At 73.6% G+C, this 22,195-nt stretch carries 15 protein-coding genes; 5 read left to right on the top strand and 10 right to left on the bottom strand.

All coding sequences use genetic code 11. From position 1 onward, the window contains the following. Both ACLF5H_RS36875 and ACLF5H_RS36870 read left to right on the top strand, forming a co-directional pair. Positions 1-754, top strand: a 754-nt coding sequence (locus ACLF5H_RS36875) for a TOMM precursor leader peptide-binding protein (RefSeq protein ID WP_421680353.1), incomplete at its 5' end; no start/stop codon positions are given. Then, positions 747-2,156, top strand: coding sequence for an ABC1 kinase family protein (locus tag ACLF5H_RS36870; protein WP_421680352.1), 1,410 nt, complete (start codon positions 747-749; stop codon positions 2,154-2,156). The genes ACLF5H_RS36875 and ACLF5H_RS36870, both read left to right, overlap by 8 nt. A 414-nt stretch (positions 2,157-2,570) precedes the next feature. Here the strand turns inward: ACLF5H_RS36870 and ACLF5H_RS36865 are convergent, their stop codons facing one another. The 5 genes from ACLF5H_RS36865 to ACLF5H_RS36845 all read right to left on the bottom strand — a co-directional run bounded on the left by ACLF5H_RS36865 (position 2,571) and on the right by ACLF5H_RS36845 (position 6,489). Further along, a complete protein-coding gene (locus ACLF5H_RS36865; RefSeq protein ID WP_421680351.1) occupies positions 2,571-2,783 on the bottom strand; it encodes a hypothetical protein in 213 nt (70 codons plus the stop codon). 149 nt (positions 2,784-2,932) lie between these two features. Beyond that, positions 2,933-3,256 carry a hypothetical protein gene (locus ACLF5H_RS36860; protein ID WP_085566447.1) on the bottom strand — a complete coding sequence of 108 codons (324 nt, stop codon included), beginning with the start codon at positions 3,254-3,256 and terminating at the stop codon, positions 2,933-2,935. Next, positions 3,253-3,621 (bottom strand): WhiB family transcriptional regulator, encoded by a 369-nt coding sequence (locus ACLF5H_RS36855; protein WP_037660091.1) that lies wholly within the window; start codon positions 3,619-3,621, stop codon positions 3,253-3,255. The genes ACLF5H_RS36860 and ACLF5H_RS36855 overlap by 4 nt, the downstream gene beginning before the upstream one ends. 170 nt (positions 3,622-3,791) lie before the next feature. Further along, entirely contained in the window at positions 3,792-4,115 is a 324-nt protein-coding gene (locus ACLF5H_RS36850; protein WP_421680350.1) for a hypothetical protein, read from the bottom strand. A 163-nt stretch (positions 4,116-4,278) separates the two neighbouring features. Beyond that, a complete protein-coding gene (locus ACLF5H_RS36845) occupies positions 4,279-6,489 on the bottom strand; it encodes an ATP-dependent DNA helicase UvrD2 (RefSeq protein WP_421680349.1) in 2,211 nt (736 codons plus the stop codon). A 174-nt stretch (positions 6,490-6,663) separates the two neighbouring features. Between ACLF5H_RS36845 and ACLF5H_RS36840 the strand changes: the two genes are divergently transcribed. Beyond that, complete coding sequence (locus tag ACLF5H_RS36840) at positions 6,664-6,906, top strand: mycoredoxin (protein ID WP_421680348.1); 243 nt, start codon at positions 6,664-6,666, stop codon at positions 6,904-6,906. Between the two features lie 72 nt (positions 6,907-6,978). Here ACLF5H_RS36840 and nudC read toward each other — a convergent pair whose 3' ends face one another. From nudC to ACLF5H_RS36815, 5 genes are all read right to left on the bottom strand, one after another. Beyond that, complete coding sequence (gene nudC, locus ACLF5H_RS36835) at positions 6,979-7,923, bottom strand: NAD(+) diphosphatase (protein ID WP_128791589.1); 945 nt, start codon at positions 7,921-7,923, stop codon at positions 6,979-6,981. Between the two features lie 155 nt (positions 7,924-8,078). Beyond that, positions 8,079-9,482, bottom strand: coding sequence for a dipeptidase (locus tag ACLF5H_RS36830; RefSeq protein ID WP_421680347.1), 1,404 nt, complete (start codon positions 9,480-9,482; stop codon positions 8,079-8,081). Positions 9,483-9,529: 47 nt separating this feature from the next. Next, entirely contained in the window at positions 9,530-13,006 is a 3,477-nt protein-coding gene (locus tag ACLF5H_RS36825) for a UvrD-helicase domain-containing protein (RefSeq protein ID WP_421680346.1), read from the bottom strand. Positions 13,007-13,130: 124 nt separating this feature from the next. Further along, a complete protein-coding gene (locus ACLF5H_RS36820) occupies positions 13,131-16,604 on the bottom strand; it encodes an ATP-dependent helicase (protein ID WP_421680345.1) in 3,474 nt (1,157 codons plus the stop codon). Positions 16,605-16,810: 206 nt separating this feature from the next. Beyond that, positions 16,811-17,194, bottom strand: coding sequence for an MGMT family protein (locus tag ACLF5H_RS36815; protein WP_421680344.1), 384 nt, complete (start codon positions 17,192-17,194; stop codon positions 16,811-16,813). Between the two features lie 186 nt (positions 17,195-17,380). On the opposite strand from ACLF5H_RS36815, the gene ACLF5H_RS36810 reads away from it, so the two are divergent. Together ACLF5H_RS36810 and ACLF5H_RS36805 are read left to right on the top strand one after the other, a co-directional pair. Continuing rightward, complete coding sequence (locus tag ACLF5H_RS36810; RefSeq protein ID WP_421680343.1) at positions 17,381-20,386, top strand: lysylphosphatidylglycerol synthase domain-containing protein; 3,006 nt, start codon at positions 17,381-17,383, stop codon at positions 20,384-20,386. A gap of 164 nt (positions 20,387-20,550) precedes the next feature. Beyond that, a complete protein-coding gene (locus tag ACLF5H_RS36805; protein WP_421680342.1) occupies positions 20,551-22,140 on the top strand; it encodes an alpha/beta hydrolase in 1,590 nt (529 codons plus the stop codon). Positions 22,141-22,195 lie beyond the last annotated feature (55 nt).

The following is a 22,195-nucleotide window of genomic DNA, read 5'->3' as shown; positions in this document are numbered from 1 at the left end:
GGGTTCACGAGGTGGCCGGCAGGCTCCATTCCCCCGAGTGGCCGGGCGGCAGCCCGAGGTCGCGCCGGACAGCCGCGTAGTACGCCTCCCGGACCGGCCGCCCCGCCATGCCCACTCCCCCGGGTCCGGCGCCGGGGATCCGGGGCTCTCCCTGGTGATCCTCGCGCCCCGGGACGAGGTGGCGGTGCACGCCCCGGATCCGCGCGCCGCGCAGTCGCTGCTGGACTCGGGCACCCCGCATCTGTACGCGGGTGTGGTGGAGGGCACAGGGGTCGTGGGGCCGCTGGTGCTGCCGGGCGAGACGGCCTGCGCGGGGTGTCTGCACGAGTCGCGCACGGACCGTGATCCGGCCTGGCCCCGGCTGCTCGCGCAGTGGCGCTCCGGCTCCGGATCCCGCCCGGTCGGGGCCTGTGACCTGGCCCTTTCCACGACGGTCGCCGGACTGGCCGCGGCCCACGCCCTGGCCCATCTGGACGGCGCGTCGCCGTCCGCCGCGAGCGCCCGCTGGGAGGTGTCCCTACCCGGTCTGAACTGGCATTCCCGCCCGGTCGTGGCACACCCGGCCTGCCGCTGCGGCGCGGCCGAAAGCCCAGGTGAGAAAGCGGACGAAAGGCCAGGTGAGAAACCGGAGGGGGAACACTCCTCAACCCCGGGGCGGTCACGCGCGACAATGGCGGTGCAACGGCCGTCGACGGAGCGGGCACGCGAAGCGGGCGCGGCACGGCCGACAGGGACTTGGAGGGCGCATGTCTGATCTTCCCCGGAAGGCGGTCACCCGGACCGCCAAGCTCGCCGCGCTCCCGCTCGGCTTCGCCGGCCGGGCGACCTGGGGGCTGGGCAAGCGGATCGTGGGCGAGTCCGCGGAGATCGTCGGCCGGGAGCTGCAACAGCGCACGGCGGAGCAGCTCTTCAAGGTCCTGGGCGAGCTCAAGGGCGGCGCCATGAAGTTCGGGCAGGCCCTGTCCGTCTTCGAGTCCGCGCTGCCCGAGGAGGTCGCGGGGCCCTATCGGGTGGCCCTGACCAAGCTCCAGGAGGCGGCACCGCCGATGCCGACCCGCACGATGCACGCGGTGCTGGCGGAGCGGCTCGGGCCGGACTGGCGGGAGCTGTTCGAGGAGTTCGAGGACAAGCCCGCGGCGGCGGCCTCGATCGGCCAGGTGCACCGGGCGGTGTGGCACGACGGCCGTGAGGTGGCGGTCAAGGTGCAGTACCCGGGCGCCGGTGAGGCCCTGCTGTCCGATCTGATCCAACTGGGCCGGTTCGCCCGACTGTTGGGACCGTTCATCCCGGGCGTGGACATAAAGCCGCTGATCGCGGAGCTGCGGGACCGGGTCTCCGAGGAACTGGACTACGGGCTGGAGGCCGCGGCCCAGACGGCGCACGCGCAGGAGTTCGCGGATGATCCGGATGTGGTGGTCCCGGCCGTGGTGCACCAGTGCGAGCAGGTGCTGGTGACGGAGTGGATCGACGGCATCCCACTGTCGGAGATCATCGCCGACGGCACACCGGAGCAGCGGGACCGGGCCGGGCAGCTGCTGGCCCGCTTCCTGTTCTCGGGCCCGGCCCGCACCGGGCTGCTGCACGCCGACCCGCATCCGGGCAACTTCCGGCTGCTGCCGGGCGGCCCGGAGGGCGAGGACGACTGGCGGCTCGGCGTCCTGGACTTCGGCACCGTGGACCGGCTTCCCGGCGGGCTGCCGGAGCCGATCGGGACCTCCCTGCGGATGACGCTGGACGGCGACGCGGAGACGGTCTACGAGCTGCTCTGCGAGGAGGGGTTCGTCAAGGAATCCATAGAGCTGGATCCCGACGCGGTCCTCGACTATCTGCTGCCGATCATCGAGCCGGCCCGTGTCGACGCGTTCACCTTCACCCGCTCCTGGATGCGCAGCCAGGCCGCGCGGATCGCCGATCCCCGTTCCCCCGCCTACCAGCTCGGCAAGCAGCTCAACCTCCCCCCTGCCTACCTCCTGATCCACCGTGTCACCCTCAGCACCATCGGCGTCCTGTGCCAGCTGGGCGCCACGGTCCGCCTCCGCGAGGAACTGGAGTCCTGGCTCCCGGGCTTCTCCCTCCTGGACGAGCAGGAGGAGCCGGAGGAGCCGGAGGAGTTCCTGGAGGAGGAACTCGCCGAGGAGTCCGCCGCGGAGGCGTGAGCCGGGGCCCCCGAAAAAGCCCGGGCCCCGGAGCCGGGCCGCGTGCTCCAATGGGGAAGGAACAGGCCGTCCTTCGGGCCGAGGACGAGCCTTCCAGCTGGTGGCCGAGGCGGCCCGCGCCGGGCAGGTCGCCGGTGCCGTCGGCTCGTACCGGACCGATCCGGGCGCGGGATGGTTCGAGCACGGCGTCATGATCGGCGCCGATCGGCGGCGCAGCAGTTGCGCGGCAGGGGCGACGACGCTGTCGCTGCGCCACATGTTCGAAGAGCGGCGCCACCACCACGGGTGCCAAGCCCGCGTCTTCGCTCACAGTGAGCCCCCGCTCGCGCTACAGCGCCGGCTGATGGGGTGTGTTCGCCGAGGAGTTCGCCCGGGGCCGGGGCGGCGGGTGCGGCGCGGCGGGCCTGTGGCGGATCACCACCAGTTCGAGTCCAGACGACCCTCGATGGCACGGAGGTTGTCGCGGGAGCAGGCGGCGCAGAAGTAGCGGGGGGCGCCGTCCTCCACGGAGCAGGTCCAGGTGGCGGGGTGGGGGGCGGGGGCGGGGACACCGCAGCGGGCGCACACGAGAGGGGCCGGGCGCTCCGCGGAGCCACCCTGATCGCTTCCTGGGGGAAGACTCGTCACCCGGTGACGATAACTCCGCGCCCGGCGGGCGGCACGCAGAACGCACCGCGGGGGCCGGTCCGTTCGGCCGGACCGGCCCCCGCGGGGAGTCACCGCGTCGTTCGGGTCCTGCCCCGTGCGGGGCAGCACCTTTTCGTCGTATGCGGCATTTACTGCATGACGGCCATGGCGAGCGCACGGCGGGCACGCAGCGAAGCGCGTTCGGCGCGGCGCTGCATGCGCTGGGCGACGGCCAGGCGGGTGGCCTGGCGTTGCCGGTGGGCGTCATGGAGGCGGTCGTGCATATGCGCACGAGCCAGGGCTTCTTGCATGAGTTGCATCTCACGGGTCCTGTTCTGGCGGGCTTCGGTCGCGCCGGAGGTGGTGGAGTCTGGGATCGCGGAGCCTGCGGGCTCGCTGGTGGACGGCTTCATCGGGGCCTGCTTCTTGGGGTCGTGCGTGAGGGGACGGTCGATTGTTCCTGCGGTGTTCATGCTGTGACCGGGTTCTTGCGCGGGCGGCCACGCGGCCGCTTCCGGGCGACGACGACACCCTGGACGAACAGCTCGCCACCCCAGACGCCCCAGGGCTCACGCCGCTCCTTCGCCCCGGCGAGGCAGGCCTCCATCAGGGGGCAGGTGCGGCAGAGGGACTTGGCGTACTCCACGTCCGCGGGCGACTCGGCGAAGAAGACCTCCGGGTCGTAGGAGCGGCACGGGACGGGCACGCCGAGGTTCTCGATGGCGTCGTCGAGCGCGGTGAGCGCGGTGAGGGGGATCAAGGTGGAGTCCTCCGTGAGGCCGGGCGGGGGGATCGTTTGCGAAGGCGGTACGGACGGGGCGTGCGCTTCGAGTTGCACGGGTGGTCTTCCTCGTCTGGTCGTCCGGCCGGTTGACCGGGTGTCGGCTGGTACCGGGTTCTTTTCTTGTCCCGAGGCCCCTTCGCGTCGTCCTTCCCGGTCGGGAAAAACTGAAGGGCCGCGGATCCCGGATGGGGTTCCGCGGCCCTGAAGGCGCCGGCCTGATCGAATCAGGCTGGATGACTCCAGGGTTCTGGCCCACGGAAGGCCCACATCTGGTGGTGCTGCGTCGTCTGCTTCCGGAATCCGGCACCAGTCGCCGTAAAGGCATAGGCATGTGCCTGCGCCTCTACTGCTCCCAGTGCCTTGGTCGGTCGCTCATTGCGCTCATCGCTGACGGGAAGGCCCGCGACGGGCAGGGAGGACGCCGGGTGCGCGGCACGGATGCCGGACAGACCGGTGCCCCGGTCAAAAGCGCCGAGCAGGCACAGGGAGACGGCCGAGCGATCGGTCAGTTTGGCCGTGCGGATGTCGCTGACGTTGATGCTGATCACTGGACTCGCCTCCTCTCGGCGTCTCTGGGACCGGTGAACCGATCCGTTTCGTATATGCAAGTACATCACGGAGGGCGGGCCTTGGAGAAGGCCGCTGCTTCCGTGCCTAGAACCTATGGGGATTCCCGGCGCGTGCGCAAACTATTTTTGCGACGAGTTCGTATCAGTCCTCCGCGATCTCGCCATCAAGCTCCTGACCTGCGCAGATGGCCAGGACTTCGGCTCCGTAGCTGCGTAGCTTGCGGCTGAGGACGCCGGGGATGCGGGAGAGCTCGGCGGGGCTGTCCGGGCGGTTCTCGGCGATGGCCATCAGGGTGCGGTCGGTGAAGACGCAGAAGTCCGGCTGCCCGCTGTTCGCGGCCTGGACGGCGCGCCATTCGCGCAGCCGCTCGTAGAGCCCCTCGTCCATGTCGGAGGGGCAGTCCTCGCAGCGCATCAGCTTCATCTCGCCGGCGTCGGTGAGGGTGCGGCCGCAGACCCGGCAGCGGGCCGGGCTGCGCTGGGCGCGCCGGGGCACCGCGGTGGCGTCCGCACCGCCCCGGATGCCGCGTTCGACGCCCCCGACGGATCCGGCGCTGCGGCCGACGGTGGGGGTGGTGCCGGGGCGCAGTCCGTCGAGGAAGCGGCTGGGCCTGCGGTTGTGGCGGCCGCCGGGTGAGCGGGACAGGGACCAGGAGACATGGAGGCGTTCGCGGGCGCGGGTGACCCCGACGTACAGGAGGCGGCGTTCCTCCTCGATCTGCTCGTCGGTCCTGGCGTAGGTGATGGGCAGCATGCCCTCGGCGACGCCCACCAGGAAGACGGCGTCCCATTCCAGGCCCTTGGCCGCGTGCAGGGAGGCGAGGGTGACGCCCTGGACGGTGGGGGCGTGCTGGGCGGCCGCCCGCTCGTCCAGTTCGGCGACGAAGTCGGCGAGGGTGGCGCCGGGGCGGGCGGCGGCCAGGTCCTGGGCGAGGTTGACCAGGGCGGTGAGGGACTCCCAGCGCTCTCTGACGGCGCCGGAACCGGCCGGCGGCTGGGTGGTCCAGCCGCCCTCGCCCGACAGCACGGCACGCACCTGGGAGGGCAGGTCCACGACGTCGTCCAGGCGGGAGTCGTTGCCCCCGAAGCGGGCGGCGCCGCGCAGGGCGAGCCCGGCCTTGCGCACCTCGGGCCGGTCGAAGAAGCGCTCGGCGCCGCGCAGCTGGTAGGGGACGCCCGCGTCGGCGAGCGCCTGCTCGTAGGTCTCGGACTGGGAGTTGGTGCGGAACAGGACGGCGATCTCGGCGGCCGGGACACCGGCGTCGATCAGCTCGCGGATGCGGCGGGCGGCGCCCTCGGCCTCGACGGGCTCGTCGGTGTACTCCGTGTAGCCGGGTTCGGGTCCTGAGGGGCGCTGGGAGACGAGTTCCAGCCGGTGGTCGGCGGCGCGACCGTGGGCCTGGGCGAGCAGGCCGTTGGCGAGGCGGACGACCTGGGGGGTGGAGCGGTAGTCGCGGACGAGCTTGACGACGGTGGCGCCGGGGTGGCGGGCGCGGAAGTCGAGCAGATGATCGGGCGTTGCTCCGGTGAACGAGTAGATGGTCTGGCTGGCGTCGCCGACCACGCACAGGTCGTCGCGGTCGCCGAGCCACAGGTCCAGCAGGCGCTGCTGGAGTGGGCTGACGTCCTGGTACTCGTCCACCACGAAGTGCTGGTACTGGGCGCGCACCTGTTCGGCGATGTCCTGGCGGTCCTGGAGGACGGCGACGGTGAGCAGCAGGACGTCCTCGAAGTCGATCACCGCGCGGTCGCGTTTGAGGTCCTCGTAGGCCGCGTACAGGTGCGCGATCTCGGTGGGGTCGCGGGGGGCCTCGCGGCCGGCCTTCGCGGCCGCGTACGGATAATCGGCGGGGATGGTCTGGGTGACCTTGCACCATTCGATCTCGCCGGTGACATCGCGCAGCTCGCCGCGGTCGAGCCGGGTGCCGAGTCCGGCGGCCGCGTCGGCGACGAGCTGGATCTTGCGGTCGACCAGCCGGGGCAGGCTGCCACCGACGGCTTTCGGCCAGAAGTACTGGAGCTGGCGCAGGGCCGCGGAGTGGAAGGTGCGGGCCTGGACGCCCTGGGCGCCGAGCTGGCGCAGCCGGCCGCGCATCTCGCCCGCGGCGCGGTTGGTGAAGGTGACGGCGAGCACGCTGGCGGGCTGGAGGATGCCGGAGCGCACCCCGTAGGCGATGCGGTGGGTGATCGCCCGGGTCTTGCCGGTGCCCGCGCCGGCCAGCACGCACACCGGGCCGCGCAGGGCGGTGGCCACCTCGCGCTGCTCGGGGTCGAGCCCTTCGAGCACCGCGTCGGCCGAGTCCGGGACGGCCGGTACCTGCGGGAAGAGGGGGGAGTGCGTTGCTGCTGTCACACAGCCATGCTGCCAGGTCGCCGGAGAGGGCCGCGGCGGTTGTCCACAGGCGGGACCCCATTGTCGTACTAATGCCCTGGTGGGAGCGGTATACCCCCGGTGGGAATGGCGGGGCGCCCCCTTGCGTTCTTCCTCCGGACGACCTTTCCGAGCTGTCTGAGGAGCGCGAGAGACATGCAGGGCACTGTGACGATGTACAGCACGACTTGGTGCGGTTACTGCCGTCGGCTGAAGAGCCAGATGGAGCGGGAGGGCATCGCCTACACCGAGGTCAACATCGAGCAGGACCCCGAGTCCGCGGCCTTCGTGGAGAAGGCGAATGGCGGAAACCAGACGGTCCCGACCGTGCTCTTCGCGGACGGCACCACGATGACGAACCCCTCGCTGGCCCAGGTCAAGCAGAAGCTCGCGGCCTGACGCGGCGCACGGAGAAGGGCGGCCCCGGACAACCGGGGCCGCCCTTCTCCGTGTTTCGGACGCGGCCGCGTCTCAGACGAAGCTGCGCGTCGGCAGCGGCTTGCCGTACCACATCTCGATCAGGCGGGCGGCGATGGAGATGCCGTAGGGCGGCAGGACCGTACCGGCCTCGAAGGCGTCGTGCAGTTCCTGGCGGGAGAACCAGCGGGCCTCGGAGATCTCGTCGCCGTCGACGTCGATCTCGGTGGTGGTGGCGCGCGCCATGAAGCCGAGCATCAGGCTGGACGGGAAGGGCCAGGGCTGGCTCGCCACGTACTCGACGCCGCCGACGGTGACGCCGACCTCCTCGGCGACCTCGCGGCGCACCGCGTGCTCGATGGACTCGCCGGGCTCCACGAAGCCGGCCAGCGTGGAGAAGCGGCCCTCGGGCCAGTGCACCTGGCGGCCGAGCAGGATCCGGTCCTCCGCGTCGGTCACGGCCATGATCACGGCCGGGTCGGTGCGCGGGTAGTGCTCGGCGCCGCACGCCTGGCAGCGGCGGATGTGGCCGGCCGCGGCGATCACGGTCCGCTCGCCGCAGCGGGAGCAGAAGCGGTGGGTGCGCTGCCAGTTCTCCAGGCCCACCGCGTGCACCATGAGCGCCGTGTCGCGCGGCGACAGCAGCAGGCCCGCCTCGCGCAGGCCCGCCGGGCGCGCGGACTGGTCGATGCGCCCGGGCAGCGCGTCCTTCTGGAGCGCGAAGTAGGCGACGCCGTCCTCGTCGATGCCGAGGAAGTAGCGGTGCGCCTCGGTGAGCGGGGCCTCGAAGGAGGGGGTCATGACGACTTCGGTGCGGCCGTCGGCCGTCTCGTCGATGAGCACCTGGCCGCCGGAGACCACGAAACAGCGGGTCGAGGGGTGGCTCCACGCCGCCGCGAGCCAGGCCTCGTCCAGCCGGTGGTGGGCGGCGCGGTCGATGCCGCAGGGGGCGGTCAGCGAGATGGGTCGGTCGGCTGTGTCGTCGGTCCAGGTGGTCACGGGTGCTTCCAACTCCCCCAGTACGGCGGTTCGGTTCGGCGGACGGTTCGGGCGGACGTACGGCAGGCGTACGGGACGCACCGGGTCGGGCGCGGGCGGGGCGGTGTCTCCAGTGTGCCTCTCGCCCGTGGCGCCCTTCCCCACGGTGCCGCTGGTCAGGGCGTGGGCCGCCAGTTCTCGGCCAGGTCGGCCCACAGGTAGGCGCTGGTCTCGACGCCCTTGAGGAGGAGGTCCAGTTCCACCTTCTCGTCGGGGGCGTGCCAGCCGTCGGAGGGGACGGAGATCCCGAGGAAGAGGACGGGGGCGCCGAGGACCTCCTGGAGGTCGGCGGCGGGTCCGGAGCCGCCCTCCCGGGTGAAGCGGACCGGGCCTTCGAAGGCGCGGCCCATCGCGCGGGCCACGGCCTTGAGCGCCGGGTGGTCGAGCGGGGTCAGGCAGGGGCGGGTGGCCGAGCCGAAGTCGATCTCGCAGCGGATCCCGGCGGGCACCTGGTCGGCGGCCCAGGCGCGCACCGCCTTCTCGACGTGGTCGGGGTCCTGCCCGGCGACCAGCCGGAAGGACAGCTTCACCAGGGCGGCGGACGGGATGATCGTCTTGCTGCCGGGGCCCTGGTAGCCGCCGCCGATGCCGTTGACCTCGGCGGTCGGGCGGGCCCAGATGCGCTCCAGGGTGGTGTGTCCGGCCTCGCCCAGGGTCGCGCGGGACTTGGCGGTGCGCAGCCAGCGCTCCTCGTCGAAGGGCAGCTCGGCGAAGAGCTCGCGCTCGCGGTCGGTCAGCTCCACGACACCGTCGTAGAAGCCGGGGACGGCCACGCGCCCCCGCTCGTCGTGCAGGGCGGCGACCAGGCGGGCGACGGCGGTGGCCGGGTTGGGCACGGCGCCGCCGAAGGAGCCGGAGTGGATGTCCTGGTCGGGGCCGTAGAGCCGGATCTCGCACTCCGCGAGGCCGCGCATGCCGGTGCACACCGTCGGGGTGTCCTCGGCCCACATGCCGGTGTCGGAGACGATCACGGCGTCGGCCGCGAGGCGCTCGGCCCGCTCCTCCACCAGGGCCCGGAAGTGCGGGGAGCCGGACTCCTCCTCGCCCTCGATCAGCAGCTTGAGGTTGACCGCGGGGGCGGTGCGGCCGGTGGCGGCGAGGTGGGCGCGGACGCCCAGGGTGTGGAAGAAGACCTGACCCTTGTCGTCGGCGGCGCCGCGCGCGTAGAGGCGGTTTCCGCGCACGACGGGCTCGAAGGGCTCGCTGTTCCAGCCGTCCTCGCGGGCGGCGGGCTGCACGTCATGGTGGCCGTAGACCAGCACGGTCGGCGCGTCCGCCTCGCCGGAGGGCCACTCGGCGAAGACGGCCGGGGCGCCCTTGGTGGGCCAGACCTCGACGGTCGCGAAACCGGTCTCCGTCAGCTTCGCGGCGAGCCAGTCGGCGCTGCGCCGCACGTCGGGCGCGTGGTCGGGCTGGGCCGACACGGAGGGGATGCGCAGCCACGCGGTGAGGTCGTCGAGGAAGGCGGCGCGGTGCTGCTCGATGTACGTGCGGACGGCGCTGTCCGGGGTCTGGCTCATGCTCACGAGCCTATCGGCCCGCGCGCACATCCTCGGCGGGCGGTTCGTCACACTCGGGGGGCGCGCTGGATCACGTCGCCCTCGCCGTCGGCTGCCCCGGAGGCGCCCGTGAGCAGCCGTTCCAGCGCGGCCCGGCCGGGCAGGTCCGGGGGGCGTACGGCCTCGCCGGTGCGCACGTACAGGAACGTGGCGGTGACCGCGTCGAGCGGGACGCCCCGCTGTTCGGCCCAGGCCAGCCGGTACACGGCGAGCTGGAGGGGGTCGGCGGTGTGCTCCCGGCCGGTCTTCCAGTCCACGATCTCGTACGTCGCCGACGCGCCCTCGCCCTCCCGGTAGACGGCGTCGATCCGGCCACGCACGACCCGCCCGGCCAGGACGAGCTGGACCGGCTCCTCCACGCGGTACGGCGTGCGCCGGGCGTACTCGGTGCGTTCGAACGCCTCCTTGAGGGCCGCCAGGTCCGCTTCGTCGGCGATCTCGGCGTCGGCGCCGGGCAGTTCGTCGGGCTCCAGCAGGGGCAGCGCCAGCTCCTCGTAGCGCGACTCCACCCAGGCATGGAAGCGGGTGCCCCGGCGCGCGGCCCGCTGCGGGGGGCGCGGCATGGGGCGCGCGAGTTCCTGCGCGAGTCCGTCCGGGTCCTCGGCCAGCCGCAGCAGCTGGGTGGCGGTCAGCGTCGCGGGCAGGGGTACGTCCGTGACGGCGCGGCGGGCCAGCAGCAGTTCCCCGGCGAGCGCGTCCAGATCGCGGTCCCAGGAGGCGATCAGGCGCGACTCCTCGGGGGTGAGGTCCGGGCGGGGGCCCGGCTCGCCGGGGGCGGGTGCCTGGTGGGGGATGGCGGGGGCGCCGCCGTAGGGCTCGTGGTGCGGTTCGGCGCCGAAGGGGTCTTCGTACGGCGGCTCGTCGTGAACCTCGTCGTACGGCGGCTCCTCGTACGGCTCGTCATACGGCTCGTCGTACGGCGGTTCCTCCGGCGGGGTCGGCCAGTCCGGGTCCTCGGGGGCGGCCGGGGCGGCGGGGGCCGGGCCGGGGGCGGGCAGGGTGTCGAGGTGGGCGAGGACCGTCTCGGCGGCGGCGCGGCGGCGGGCGAAGGCGTCGGCGTCCAGGGGCAGCGGCCAGGCCAGGTCGGCGTCGGGCTCCCGCAGGGCCGGGTTCTCCTCGTCCTCGGCGGGCTCCTCGGCCCAGACCTCGATCTCGCCGTGCCCGGCGGCGCAGTGCGCGTACAGCTCCTGGAGGAAGTCGGAGGGGCCGCGCTTCTTCTTCTGGCTGGGACCCCACCAGTGGCCGGAGCCGAGCAGGAGGGAGCGGGGGCGGGTGAAGGTGACGTAGCCGAGGCGGAGTTCCTCGGTGTGCTGGTGCTCCTTCACGGCCTCGTGGAACGCCTTCATGCCGCGCGCGTCCCAGCCGTCCACGTCGGGCAGGGTGGCGGCGTCGCCGCGCAGGGCGTGCGGCAGCACCTTGGCCTGCGCGGTCCACTTGTCGCGGCCCTGGGCGCTGGGGAAGGCGCCGCTGACCAGTCCTGGCACGGCCACCACGTCCCACTCCAGGCCCTTGGACTTGTGCGCGGTGAGCACCTTGACGGTGTTCTCGCCGCCGGGCAGGGCGTTGTCGAGGCCCTTCTCGTACTGGACGGCGGTGCGCAGGAAGCCCAGGAAGGCGAGCAGGGTGGCCTCTCCGTCGCCCGCGGCGAAGGCGGCGGCGACGTCCAGGAAGTTGGCGAGGGTCTCGCGGCGGCGGGCGGCCAGGGCGCCCGGGGACGCCGAAAGCTCCACCTCCAGGCCGGTGACGGCGAGGACGCGGTGCAGGACGTCCATCAGCGGGTCGGACAACGCGCGGCGCAGATCGCGCAGTTCGGTGGCGAGACGGGCGAAGCGCACGCGGGCGTCCGGGGAGAACGGCAGTCCGTCCTCGTCCCCGCCGTGGGCGTCCAGGAAGGTGTCCAGGGCGTCGGCGAGCGATATCACCTCGGCCGGGTCGGTGCCCTCCACGGCGGCGGCGAGCCGGCGATCGGGGTCACCGGTGTCACCGGCGCCCGCATGGGCGACCAGCAGGCGGGCGCGGCGGCCGAGGAGGGCGAGGTCGCGGGGGCCGATGCGCCAGCGGGGGCCGGTCAGCAGCCGTACCAGGCTCGCGTTGGCGCCGGGGTCCTGGAGGACCTCGCAGACCGCGACCAGGTCGGCGACCTCGGGCAGGTGCAGCAGCCCGGACAGGCCGACCACCTCGACGGGGACCTTCCGGGCGACCAGCGCGCCCTGGATCGCGGCGAAGTCGGCGGCCGTACGGCACAGGACGGCGATCTCACCGGGAGCGGTGCCGGTGCGCACGAGGTGGGCGACGGAGTCGGCGAGCCAGTCCAGCTCCTCGGCGTGGGTGGGCAGCAGGGCGCAGCGGACCAGGCCGTCGCGCTCGGCGCCGGGGGCCGGGCGCAGGGCCTCGACGCCCGCGTGCAGGGCGCGCAGGGGGGCGGCGAGTCCGTTGGCGAGGTCGAGGAGGCGGCCGCCGCTGCGGCGGTTCTCGCTGAGCGCCTGGCGGGTGGCGGGGCGTCCGTCGGCGTGGCGGAAGTGGTCGGGGAAGTCGTCCAGGTTGGCGACGGAGGCGCCGCGCCAGCCGTAGATGGCCTGGCAGGGGTCGCCCACGGCGGTCACCGGGTGGCCGGTGCCGGACCCGAACAGGCCCGCGAGCAGGACGCGTTGGGCGACGGAGGTGTCCTGATACTCGTCCAGGAGGACCACCCGGAACTCCTCGCGCAGCAGGCGGCCCACCTCGGGCAGGGTCGCGAGGCGGGCGGACAGGGCGATCTGGTCGCCGAAATCGAGCAGGTCGCGTTCGCGTTTGGCACGGCGGTAGCGCTGGACCAGTTCGGCGAGTTCGCGGCGGGCGGTGGCGGTCTCGGGGACCTTGCGCAGTTCGGCGTTGCTGAGTTTGGCGTCCTGGAGGGTGGTCAGCAACTCGGTGTCCCAGGCGCGCAGTTCGCCGGGGTCCACCAGGTGTTCGGAGAGTTCGGAGTCCAGGGCGAGCAGGTCGCTGACGAGGTCGGCGAAGGAGCGGGTGAGCGCCGGGTAGGGGCCGGGGGCCTCGCGCAGCACGCGGGCGGCGAGCTGGTAGCGGGTGGCGTCGGCGAGGAGGCGGGAGGCGGGCTCCAGGCCGATGCGCAGGCCGTGGTCGGTGAGGAGGCGGCCGGCGAAGGAGTGGTACGTGGAGATGACCGGCTCGCCCGGGGGGTTGTCCGGGTCGATGGCGTCGGGGTCGGTGACACCGGCCTTGACGAGGGCCTTGCGGACGCGTTCGGCCAGTTCGCCCGCGGCCTTGTTGGTGAAGGTCAGCCCGAGGACCTGCTCGGGGGCGACCTGTCCGGTGCCGGCCAGCCAGACCACGCGGGCCGCCATCACCGTCGTCTTGCCCGAACCGGCACCGGCCACGATCACCTGCGGGGCGGGCGGCGCGGTGATGCAGGCCGTCTGCTCCGGGGTGAAGGGGATGCCGAGGAGCTCCTTGAGCTGCTCGGGATCGGTGAGATGTGCGGGCATGTCCAAAAAGGTAGCGGGAGGTACTGACAATCCCCTGCGCGCCGGTCCCCGGGGCGGGGATAGGCGCAGGTCAGGGGCGCGGGATGCCGTACACGGGGTGCGATACGTCACTCCGTGCGGTACGTCACTCCACCACGTGCCGCCCCTCGGGGCGTGCGCTGCACGAGGCGCGGAAGGCGCAGTGGGCGCAGTGCTGGCCGGCGTTCGGGCCGAACCGCTCGTCCAGGACCTTTCCCGCGGCGGTGGCCAGCAGCTCGCCGACCCACTCCCCGGTGAGCGGCTCCTGGGTCTGCACCTTGGGCAGGGTCTCGCCGCCGTCGCGCTTGGCGGCACCCTGCCTCAGGTGCACCAGTTCGGCGCCGCCGGGCTCGGGGCGCTCCCCGTCGAAGGCGGTGTCGACGGCGCCCTCGCGGACGGCGAGCTGGTAGACGGCGAGCTGGGGGTGGCGCTCCACCTCGCGCGCGGTGGGCGCCTGTCTGCCGGTCTTGAAGTCGACCACGTAGGCGCGGCCCTCGGCGTCCGTCTCGACCCGGTCCATCTGGCCGCGGATACGGACCTGGTAGTCGCCCGCCTCCAGGGTGACGTCGAAGTCCTGCTCGCTGGCGACGGAAGTCCGGGTGGAGCGGTTCATCACGTGCCAGTTGAGAAAGCGTTCGAGTGCGGCGCGGGCGTTGTCCTTCTCCTGGCGTGACTTCCAGGGCGCGTCGAAGGCGAGCGCGTTCCACACCGAGTCCAGGCGCTCCATGAGGACGTCCAGGTCGGCCGGGGTGCGCCCGGAGGCGACCTCGTCGGCGAGGACATGGACGACGTTGCCGAAGCCCTGGGCGGTGGTGGCGGGCGCGTCGGCCTTCACCTCGCGGCCCAGGAACCACTGGAGGGCGCAGGTGTTGGCGAGCTGGTCGAGGGCGCTGCCGGACAGCACGACGGGCTGGTCCCGGTGGCGCAGCGGCACCTTGCTCTCGGTCGGCTCGAACATGCCCCACCAGCGGGAGGGGTGGGCGGCCGGTACGAGGGGCCGGTCGTCCTCGTCGGTGAGCGCGGCGAGCCGGGCCAGCCGACGGGCGGCGGCCTCGCGCAGGGCGGGAGAGGCGGCCGGGTCGACGGTGGTGGCGCGCAGCTCGGCCACCAGCGCGGCGACGGCCAGCGGGCGGCGGGGGCGGCCGGTGACGTCCTTCGGCTCGACGCCCAGCTCGGCCAGGAACCGGGAGGGCTGGTCGCCGTCCTCGGCCGGTGCCTTCACTGCGGTGACGACCAGGCGGTCGCGCGCGCGGGTGGCGGCGGCGTAGAAGAGCCGGCGCTCCTCGGCGAGCAGCGCGCCCGGGGTGAGCGGTTCGGCGAGTCCGTCGCGGCCGATGCGGTCGGCCTCCAGGAGCGAGCCGCGGCGTCTGAGGTCCGGCCACAGGCCCTCCTGGACACCGGCGACGACGACCAGGCGCCACTCCAGGCCCTTGGCGCGGTGCGCGGTCATCAGGCGGACGGCGTCGGGCCGCACCGCGCGGCGGGTCAGCGTGTCGGCGGCGATGTCCTCGGCCTCGATCTCGGCCAGGAAGTTCAGGGCGCCGCGGCCACCGGTGCGCTCCTCGGCGCGCGCGGCGGTGGCGAACAGGGCGCAGACGGCGTCCAGGTCCCGGTCGGCGTTACGGCCCGCCGCGCCGCCGCGCCGGGCGGCCCGCTCCAGGCGGCCCGGCCAGAGCGTGCCGTTCCACAGGTCCCACAGCGCCTCCTCGGCGGTACCGCCGTTCGCCAGGCGCTCGCGGGCCGTGCGCAGCAGCGCGCCGAGTCGCTGGGCGCCGCGGGCGTACGCCGGGTCGTGCACCGCCAGCCGCTCCGGCTCGGCGAGCGCCCGCGTGAGCAGCTCGTCGGAGGGCGGCGGCACCATGTTCCCGCCGGCCCGCTCCTCCTCCCGCAACGCCCGTCCCAGCCGCCGCAGATCGGCCGCGTCCATACCGGCGAGCGGCGAGGCGAGCAGGGTGAGCGCGGTCTCGGTGTCGAGCCAGCGGGGCTGGCCGGTGGGGTCGGCGGAATCCGGCGCGGGCGGCTCCGCGAGTTCCGGAGAGCCGGGCGTGGGCTCCTCCAGCCCCCGCTCCTCCGACTCCCGCTCCTCCAGCCCCCGCTCCTCCGACTCCCACTCCTCCAGACCTCGCTCCTCCGACTCCCGCTCCTTGTGGCCCCGCGCCGCTTCGCCCGGCTCCCCCCTCCCCGTCGCCTCCGCCCTCGCCACCGCGCGCAGTGCCGTCAGCAGGGGGGCCACCGCGGGCTCGTGGCGCAGGGGGAGGTCGTCGCCGTCGATGTCCAGGGGGACGCCCGCCGCGGTCAGGGCGCGGCGCAGGGTCGGCAGGGAGCGGGCGCCGGCGCGGACCAGGACGGCCATCTCGCGCCAGGGGAGGCCGTCCTCCAGATGGGAGCGGCGCAGGATGTCCGCGATGTTGTCCAGCTCGGTGCCCGGGGTCGGATACGTGTAGACCTCGGCACGGCCGCCGTCACGGGCCGCGGCCGGCTCCCGGTGGGCGCGCACCTTGTCGGCGGGCAGCCGGGGCAGCGGCATCCGCTGGGTGATCAGCCGGGTCGCGGCCAGCAGGCGTGCGCCGGAGCGGCGGTTGGTGCGCAGCACCTGGACCGGCGCCGGGCCGCCGTAGGCGCTCGGGAAGGCCTCCGGGAAGCCGAGGATGCCGTTCACGTCGGCGCCCCGGAAGGTGTAGATCGACTGGTCGGGGTCGCCGAGCGCGACCAGGGTGCGGCCGCCGCCGGCCAGCGCGTGCAGGAGTCGTACCTGGGCGGGGTCGGTGTCCTGGTACTCGTCCACGTACACCGCGTCGTACCGCGCGGCGAGATCCGCGGCGACCTCGGGGCGGCGGGCGAGCAGGACCGCGCGGTGCACCAGCTCGGCGTAGTCGATCACGCCCTGGAGGTCGAGCACGTCGAGGTACTCGGCGAGGAACGCGGCGGCCGCGCGCCAGTCGGGGCGGCCGATGCGGCGGGCGAACGCGTCCAGGGCGCCCGGCGCGAGCCCCAGCTCGCGGCTGCGGGCGAGGACCGCGCGGACCTCGTCGGCGAAGCCGCGCGTGGTCAGGCAGGCGCGCAGCTCGTCCGGCCAGCGCACATGGGTCAGCCCCAGCCGCTCCAGCTCGGGCTGCCCGGCCAGCAGCTCGCGGACGGTGACGTCCTGCTCGGGGCCGGAGAGCAGCCGCAGCGGCTCGACGAACAGCCCGCTGTCCTGGTGGGCGCGGACCAGGGCGTAGCTGTACGAGTGGAAGGTGGTCGCCCGGGGCGCGCGGGCCGCGCCGATCCGCAGGGCCATCCGGTCGCGCAGGTCGACGGCGGCCCGGCGGCTGAACGTGAGCACCAGGATGCGCTCGGGGTCGGCGCCCTCGGCGATCCGCGCGGCCACCGACTCGACGAGGGTGGTCGTCTTGCCGGTGCCGGGGCCCGCGAGCACGAGCAGGGGTCCGGTGCGGTGGTCAACCACGGCGCGCTGGGCGGCGTCCAGAACAGGAGGAGCCGTCCGGGACGGCGGGGTGCGGACCAGGCGGTAAGCGCCACGGCTCCCCCGCCGCGCCTCGGGGTGCGGCGGGTGTCCGGTGGAGAAAGAGGAGCTCACGTGGTTGGCCGGTCCTGGTGGTCGTACGGCTGGTCGTGCGGGCGAGCGGGCGGTCGCGCGCGCGGGGCGGTGAGCTCCGGGTGAGGTGCGCACGGGCCGCCGGCGCGATACCGCCGACTCTCGAACGTACGGCATGCCACGGACGTCCCGGGTATCACCCGTGCGAGGGACGGGTTGCCGCCGACCGCCTCCGATGGCGGAAGCTGTCAGGTGTGACCCGCGTCCGCACCGCCGTCCCACCGGGCCCGCCGCATGTCGAGCCGCGGCAGGTGACCCTCGGCACTCCTGCCCGCCTCGCGCAGCGGTGTGCCCTCGACGCGGTAGTGCCCGAGCGCGCTCAGCTCGTGGCCCGGCAGCAGCACCCCGTCGGACCGTACGACGCGCCACCACGGCACGGCGCCGCCGTACAGGGACATCACCCGGCCGACCTGGCGCGGGCCGCCCTCCTCCAGCCACTCGGCGACATCGCCGTACGTCATGACCCGTCCCGGCGGGATCAGCTCGGCGACCTCAAGGACCCGCTCGGCGTACTCGGGCAGGTCGTCCGGGTGCGTCTCGCGGGGTTCCGCGCCGGGGCTCCCATCGCTCATTCGCCCCATCCTGCCGCACCCCGCCGACATCGCGGAGCCCGGTGGAGCGAACGTCCCTCTCGCCCCCGGGCGGCGCTTCCGGCAGACTGTGCGACCGCACATCCACACCCTGGCGCCCGCGTGTGTCGGTGGGACATGCCACCATCGTGCGGGCGGTGACCGGTGATACGAGACCAAGAAGAGATCATGAAACAGCAGGGAGTGCACCCCGAGGGCGGGTCGGGCACCCCTGACGCCGGCGCACGCCCGAACACCGGCCGTACGGGCGAGGGCGGCCAGGACGCCCACCGGGATCCGCACCCCGCGGACACGGCACGCACCGAGGCGGCACGCACCGAGGGGGCGCACATCCCGCAGAACCCGCCGACCGACCGGAGCGGCTCCACAGGCGACGCGGACGACGGCGATCCGCACACGGATCCACCCGCCGACCGCCCGCCCGGCGACCGACCGACCGCCGACCGACCGCCCGCCGACCGACCGGACCCGGATCACCCAGACCCGGACCCGGACCGTCAGGACCCGGAGCGTCAGGACCCGGACCATCCGGACCCGGTGGAGGGCGACGAGCCCCTGCTCCCGGCCCGGGTGCACCGGCCCTCCGATCTGATGCGGCTCCTGGTCGGCCTGCTCGCCATCGTGGTGCTGCTGGCCGTCGCCGCGTTCGCGCACGGCACCACCTCGGGCCTCGAACAGGACATCAACAAGGGCACCGGACAGGCCCCCGATCTGCTGATCAGATTCGCGGGGCTGGCGTCCAGCATCGCGATCCTGCTGGTCCCGGTCGCCTTCGCGATCGAACGGCTGATCAAACGGGACGGCCTGCGCATCGCCGACGGCGTCCTGGCCGCCGTCCTCGCGCACGGGGTGACGCTCGCCACCGACCTGTGGGTCGCGCGGGCCGCGCCGGGCTCGATCCAGGACGCGCTGACCCAGCCCTCGCCGGTCGACGTGCACGCCCTGACCGACCCGGTGCACGGCTATCTGGCGCCCGTCATCGCCTATATGACGGCCGTCGGCATGTCCCGCAGACCCCGCTGGCGCTCGGTGCTGTGGATCGTGCTGCTGCTCGACGCGTTCTCCATGCTGGTCACCGGCTACACGACCGCCTTCTCCATCGTCCTGACGGTGCTGATCGGCTGGTCGGTGGCCTACGGCACGCTGTACGCGGTCGGCTCGCCCAATGTCCGCCCCACCGGCCAGACCCTGCTGGCGGGCCTGCGGCACGTCGGCTTCCGCCCGGTCGGCGCGGCCCGCGAGGAGGTCGTGGAGAGCGAGAACGGCGACCGGGGCCGGCGCTACTTCGTCACCCTGGAGGACGGCCCGCCGCTGGACGTCACGGTCGTGGACCGGGAACAGCAGGCCCAGGGCTTCTTCTACCGGGCGTGGCGCAACCTCACCCTGCGCGGCTTCGCCACCCGCTCCAGCCTCCAGTCGCTGCGCCAGGCACTGGAGCAGGAGGCGCTGCTGGCCTACGCGGCGATCGCGGCGGGCGCCAACGCGCCGAAGCTGATCGCCACCTCCGAGCTGGGCCCGGACGCCGTGATGCTGGTCTACGAGCACACCGGCGGGCGCACCCTGGACGCGCTGGCGGACGAGGAGATCACCGACGATCTGCTGCGCAGCGCCTGGGCACAGGTGCGCGCGCTCCAGTCGCGGCGCATCGCGCACCGCAGGCTGGCCGGTGACGCGATCCTGGTGGGCCGTTCCGGCGAGGTGATCCTGGCCGAGCTGCGCGGCGGCGAGATCGCGGCCGGTGAGCTGCTGCTGCGCATGGACGTGGCCCAGCTGCTGACCACGCTGGGGCTGCGGGTCGGCGCGGAGCGGGCGGTGGCCTCGGCGGTCGAGGTGCTCGGGCCCGACGCGGTGGCCGACTGCCTGCCGATGCTCCAGCCGATCGCGCTCACCCGTTCCACCCGCAACACCCTGCGCCGACTGGGCCGGGAGCGGGCCCAGCGGGAGCGGGAGGCGGTCCTGGAGGCGTCCCACCAGGCCAAACTGGCCCGGCTGCGGGAGGCCGCGGAGGCGAACGGGACGACGCTCGCCGAGGGCGCCGACGCCGATGAGCAGCTCAGCGAACTCAGCAAGTCGAACAAGTCGGACAAGTCGAACAAGAAGGTCGTACGAGCGGAGCAGCGGGCCGAGCGGCGCGCGATCGACGAGGCCATAGAGGAGGCCCGCGAGGAGGACCTGCTCACCCAGATCCGGCACCAGGTGCTGCGGATCAGGCCGCAGGCCCCGGTGCAGCCGGCCCGTCTTGAGCGGGTGCGGCCGCGCACGCTGATCAGCTTCATCGCCGGCGCGATCGGCGCGTACTTCCTGCTGACGCAGCTCACCCACATCCAGTTCGGCACGCTGTTCTCGCAGGCCCAGTGGGGCTGGGTGATCGCGGCGGCGCTGTTCTCGGCGCTGAGCTATGTGGCGGCGGCGATGGCGCTGCTGGGCTTCGTGCCGGAGCGGGTGCCGTTCCCGCGGACGGTGGCGGCGCAGGTCGCCGGTTCCTTCGTGAAGATCGTGGCCCCGGCGGCGGTCGGCGGGGTGGCGCTGAACACGCGCTTCCTCCAGCGCGCGGGCGTGCGCCCGGGGCTCGCGGTGGCGAGTGTCGGCGCCTCGCAGCTGTTCGGGCTCGGCTGCCACATCCTGATGCTGCTGTCCTTCGGCTATCTGACCGGCACCGAGAAGACGCCGTCGCTGTCGCCGTCCCGGACCGTCATCGCGGGTCTGCTGACCGTCGCGGTGCTGGTGCTGGTGGTGACCTCGGTGCCGTTCCTGCGGAAGTTCGTGGTCACCCGGGTCAGGTCGCTGTTCGCCGGGGTCGTGCCGCGCATGCTCGATGTGCTCCAGCGGCCGCAGAAGCTGGTCACCGGCATCGGCGGCATGCTGCTGCTGACCGCGTGCAACGTGATGTGCCTGGACGCCGCCGTGCGCGCCTTCGGCCACGGCATGACCACGCTGAGCATCGCCAGCGTCGCGGTCGTCTTCCTCGCCGGCAACGCGCTCGGCTCGGCCGCGCCGACCCCCGGTGGCGTCGGCGCGATCGAGGCGAGCCTCACCCTCGGGCTGATCGCCTTCGGCCTGCCCAAGGAGGTCGCGGCCCCCGCCGTACTGCTGTTCCGGCTGATGACGCTGTGGCTGCCGGTGCTGCCGGGGTGGCTGGCGTTCAATCACCTGACCCGTAAGGGAGCCCTGTAGGTCCCCGGCCGGCCCTTCGGAGGAACCCGTAGGACCCCGGCCGACCCTTCAGGGGAAGCCCGCGGGGGGCCTTGCCGGGGCCTTGTGGGGCGTCCCCGTGAACGTCGTACCTCGTACGGCCCGTGCCCCGCGCGGCCCGGCGTGCGGGCCCGCAGGATGGGGGCATGGCCTCTCCCTCCCGGCTGCGAGCCGCCGCTCCCCCCTGGCCGCGCACCACCGCCCTGACGACGGCCGCCGTGCTGCTGGCCGCACTGCTGGCCGGTTGCGGCGACGACGATGTCAGCACCGGCGCCACCGCGTCCCTCGCGTCCCTGACGACGCAGACGCTGGACTGGACGGCCTGCCCGGCCCCGGACGAGGCGGAGGGCGGCGGGAGCGCGCCGTCCCCGCTGCCGAACGGCGCGGCCTGGGAGTGCGCCACCATGCGGGCGCCCCTGGACTGGAGCAGGCCCCAGGGATCCACCATCGGCATCTCCCTGATCCGGGCCAAGGCCAGCGGGCCCGCGAGCGAGCGGATCGGCTCGCTCATCTTCAACTTCGGCGGCCCCGGCGGCAGCGGGGTCACCGCGCTGCCCGCCTTCGCCCAGGACTACGCGACCCTGCGCACCCGCTACGACCTGGTCAGCTTCGATCCGCGCGGGGTGGGCCGCAGCGCGCCGGTGACGTGCAAGACCGACGCCCAGCTGGACACCTTCTTCCAGCAGGACGCGACCCCGGACAACGCCACCGAGCGCACCCAACTCGTGCGGCGCACCCGGAACTTCAACGCGGGCTGCGAGAACAGGTCCGGGGAGGTGCTGCCCCATGTGCGCACCACCGACGCGGCCCGTGACATCGATCTGATGCGGCGGGTGCTCGGCGACGCCGAGCTGCACTACTTCGGCATCTCGTACGGCACCCAACTCGGCGGTGTCTACGCCCACTTGTTCCCCACGCGGGTCGGACGGGCGGTGTTCGACGGGGTGGTGGACCCCACGCAGAACCCCGAGCAGAGCGCGCTCGGCCAGGCGAAGGGATTCCAGCTGGCGCTCGGCAACTTCGCCGAGGACTGCGTCTCCAAGCCGGAGGGCTGTCCGATCGGGGACACCCGGCAAGACGTCGAGAACCGGGTGGCGAAACTCCTGGCCGACCTGGAGAAGAAGCCCATCCCGGGGATCGCGCCGCGCCTGCTCACCCAGACCGCGGCGACCAACGGCATCGCCCAGTCCCTGTACTCCAAGGACTTCTGGGAGTACCTCACCGAGGGTCTTGAGCAGGCGTACGACGGCGACGGCAAGGTGTTGATGGTGCTGTCCGACGCGATGAACGGCCGGGACGAGAACGGCCACTACAGCAACATCACCTCGGCGAACGTGGCCATCAACTGCGCCGACGAGAAGCCCCGTTACACCGTCGCCGACGTCCAGCGCGTGCTCCCCGAGTTCCGTGCCGCCTCGCCGCTGTTCGGGGACTTCCTCGCCTGGGGCATGATCGGCTGCACCGACTGGGCCGTGCCGGGCGCCGCCTATCACCCCGACGTCAGCGCCCCCGGTTCGGCGCCGATCCTGGTCGTCGGCAACACGGGCGACCCGGCCACCCCCTACGAGGGCGCGCGGCGGATGGCGGAGGCGCTCGGCACGGGCGTCGGCGTCCAGCTGACCTTCAAGGGCCAGGGGCACGGCGCGTACGACAGCAAGGACCCGTGCGTACAGAGCAAGGTGAACGCCTACCTGCTCAACGGGACGATCCCGAAGGCGGGTTCGGTCTGCGGCTGAGCCGCGCGCGAGCCGGCCCGGACGGGGAAACCCGTCCGGGCCGGACGCCGGCCAC

This window comes from Streptomyces sp. LaBMicrA B280 (assembly GCF_049222185.1).
In the GTDB taxonomy this organism is placed as follows: Bacteria; Actinomycetota; Actinomycetes; order Streptomycetales; family Streptomycetaceae; genus Streptomyces; species Streptomyces murinus.
This window is presented reverse-complemented; position numbering and strand designations above follow the sequence as displayed.

What these genes read in the sequence shown, in the direction of transcription:
- ACLF5H_RS36830 (WP_421680347.1), bottom strand. Translation starts at nt 9,482, where the DNA reads ATGAGCCAGACCCCGGACAGCGCCGTCCGCACGTACATCGAGCAGCAC.
- ACLF5H_RS36815 (WP_421680344.1), bottom strand. Translation starts at nt 17,194, where the DNA reads ATGAGCGATGGGAGCCCCGGCGCGGAACCCCGCGAGACGCACCCGGAC.
- ACLF5H_RS36825 (WP_421680346.1), bottom strand. Translation starts at nt 13,006, where the DNA reads ATGCCCGCACATCTCACCGATCCCGAGCAGCTCAAGGAGCTCCTCGGC.
- ACLF5H_RS36870 (WP_421680352.1), top strand. Translation starts at nt 747, where the DNA reads ATGTCTGATCTTCCCCGGAAGGCGGTCACCCGGACCGCCAAGCTCGCC.
- ACLF5H_RS36840 (WP_421680348.1), top strand. Translation starts at nt 6,664, where the DNA reads ATGCAGGGCACTGTGACGATGTACAGCACGACTTGGTGCGGTTACTGC.
- ACLF5H_RS36805 (WP_421680342.1), top strand. Translation starts at nt 20,551, where the DNA reads ATGGCCTCTCCCTCCCGGCTGCGAGCCGCCGCTCCCCCCTGGCCGCGC.
- ACLF5H_RS36860 (WP_085566447.1), bottom strand. Translation starts at nt 3,256, where the DNA reads ATGAACACCGCAGGAACAATCGACCGTCCCCTCACGCACGACCCCAAG.
- ACLF5H_RS36810 (WP_421680343.1), top strand. Translation starts at nt 17,381, where the DNA reads ATGAAACAGCAGGGAGTGCACCCCGAGGGCGGGTCGGGCACCCCTGAC.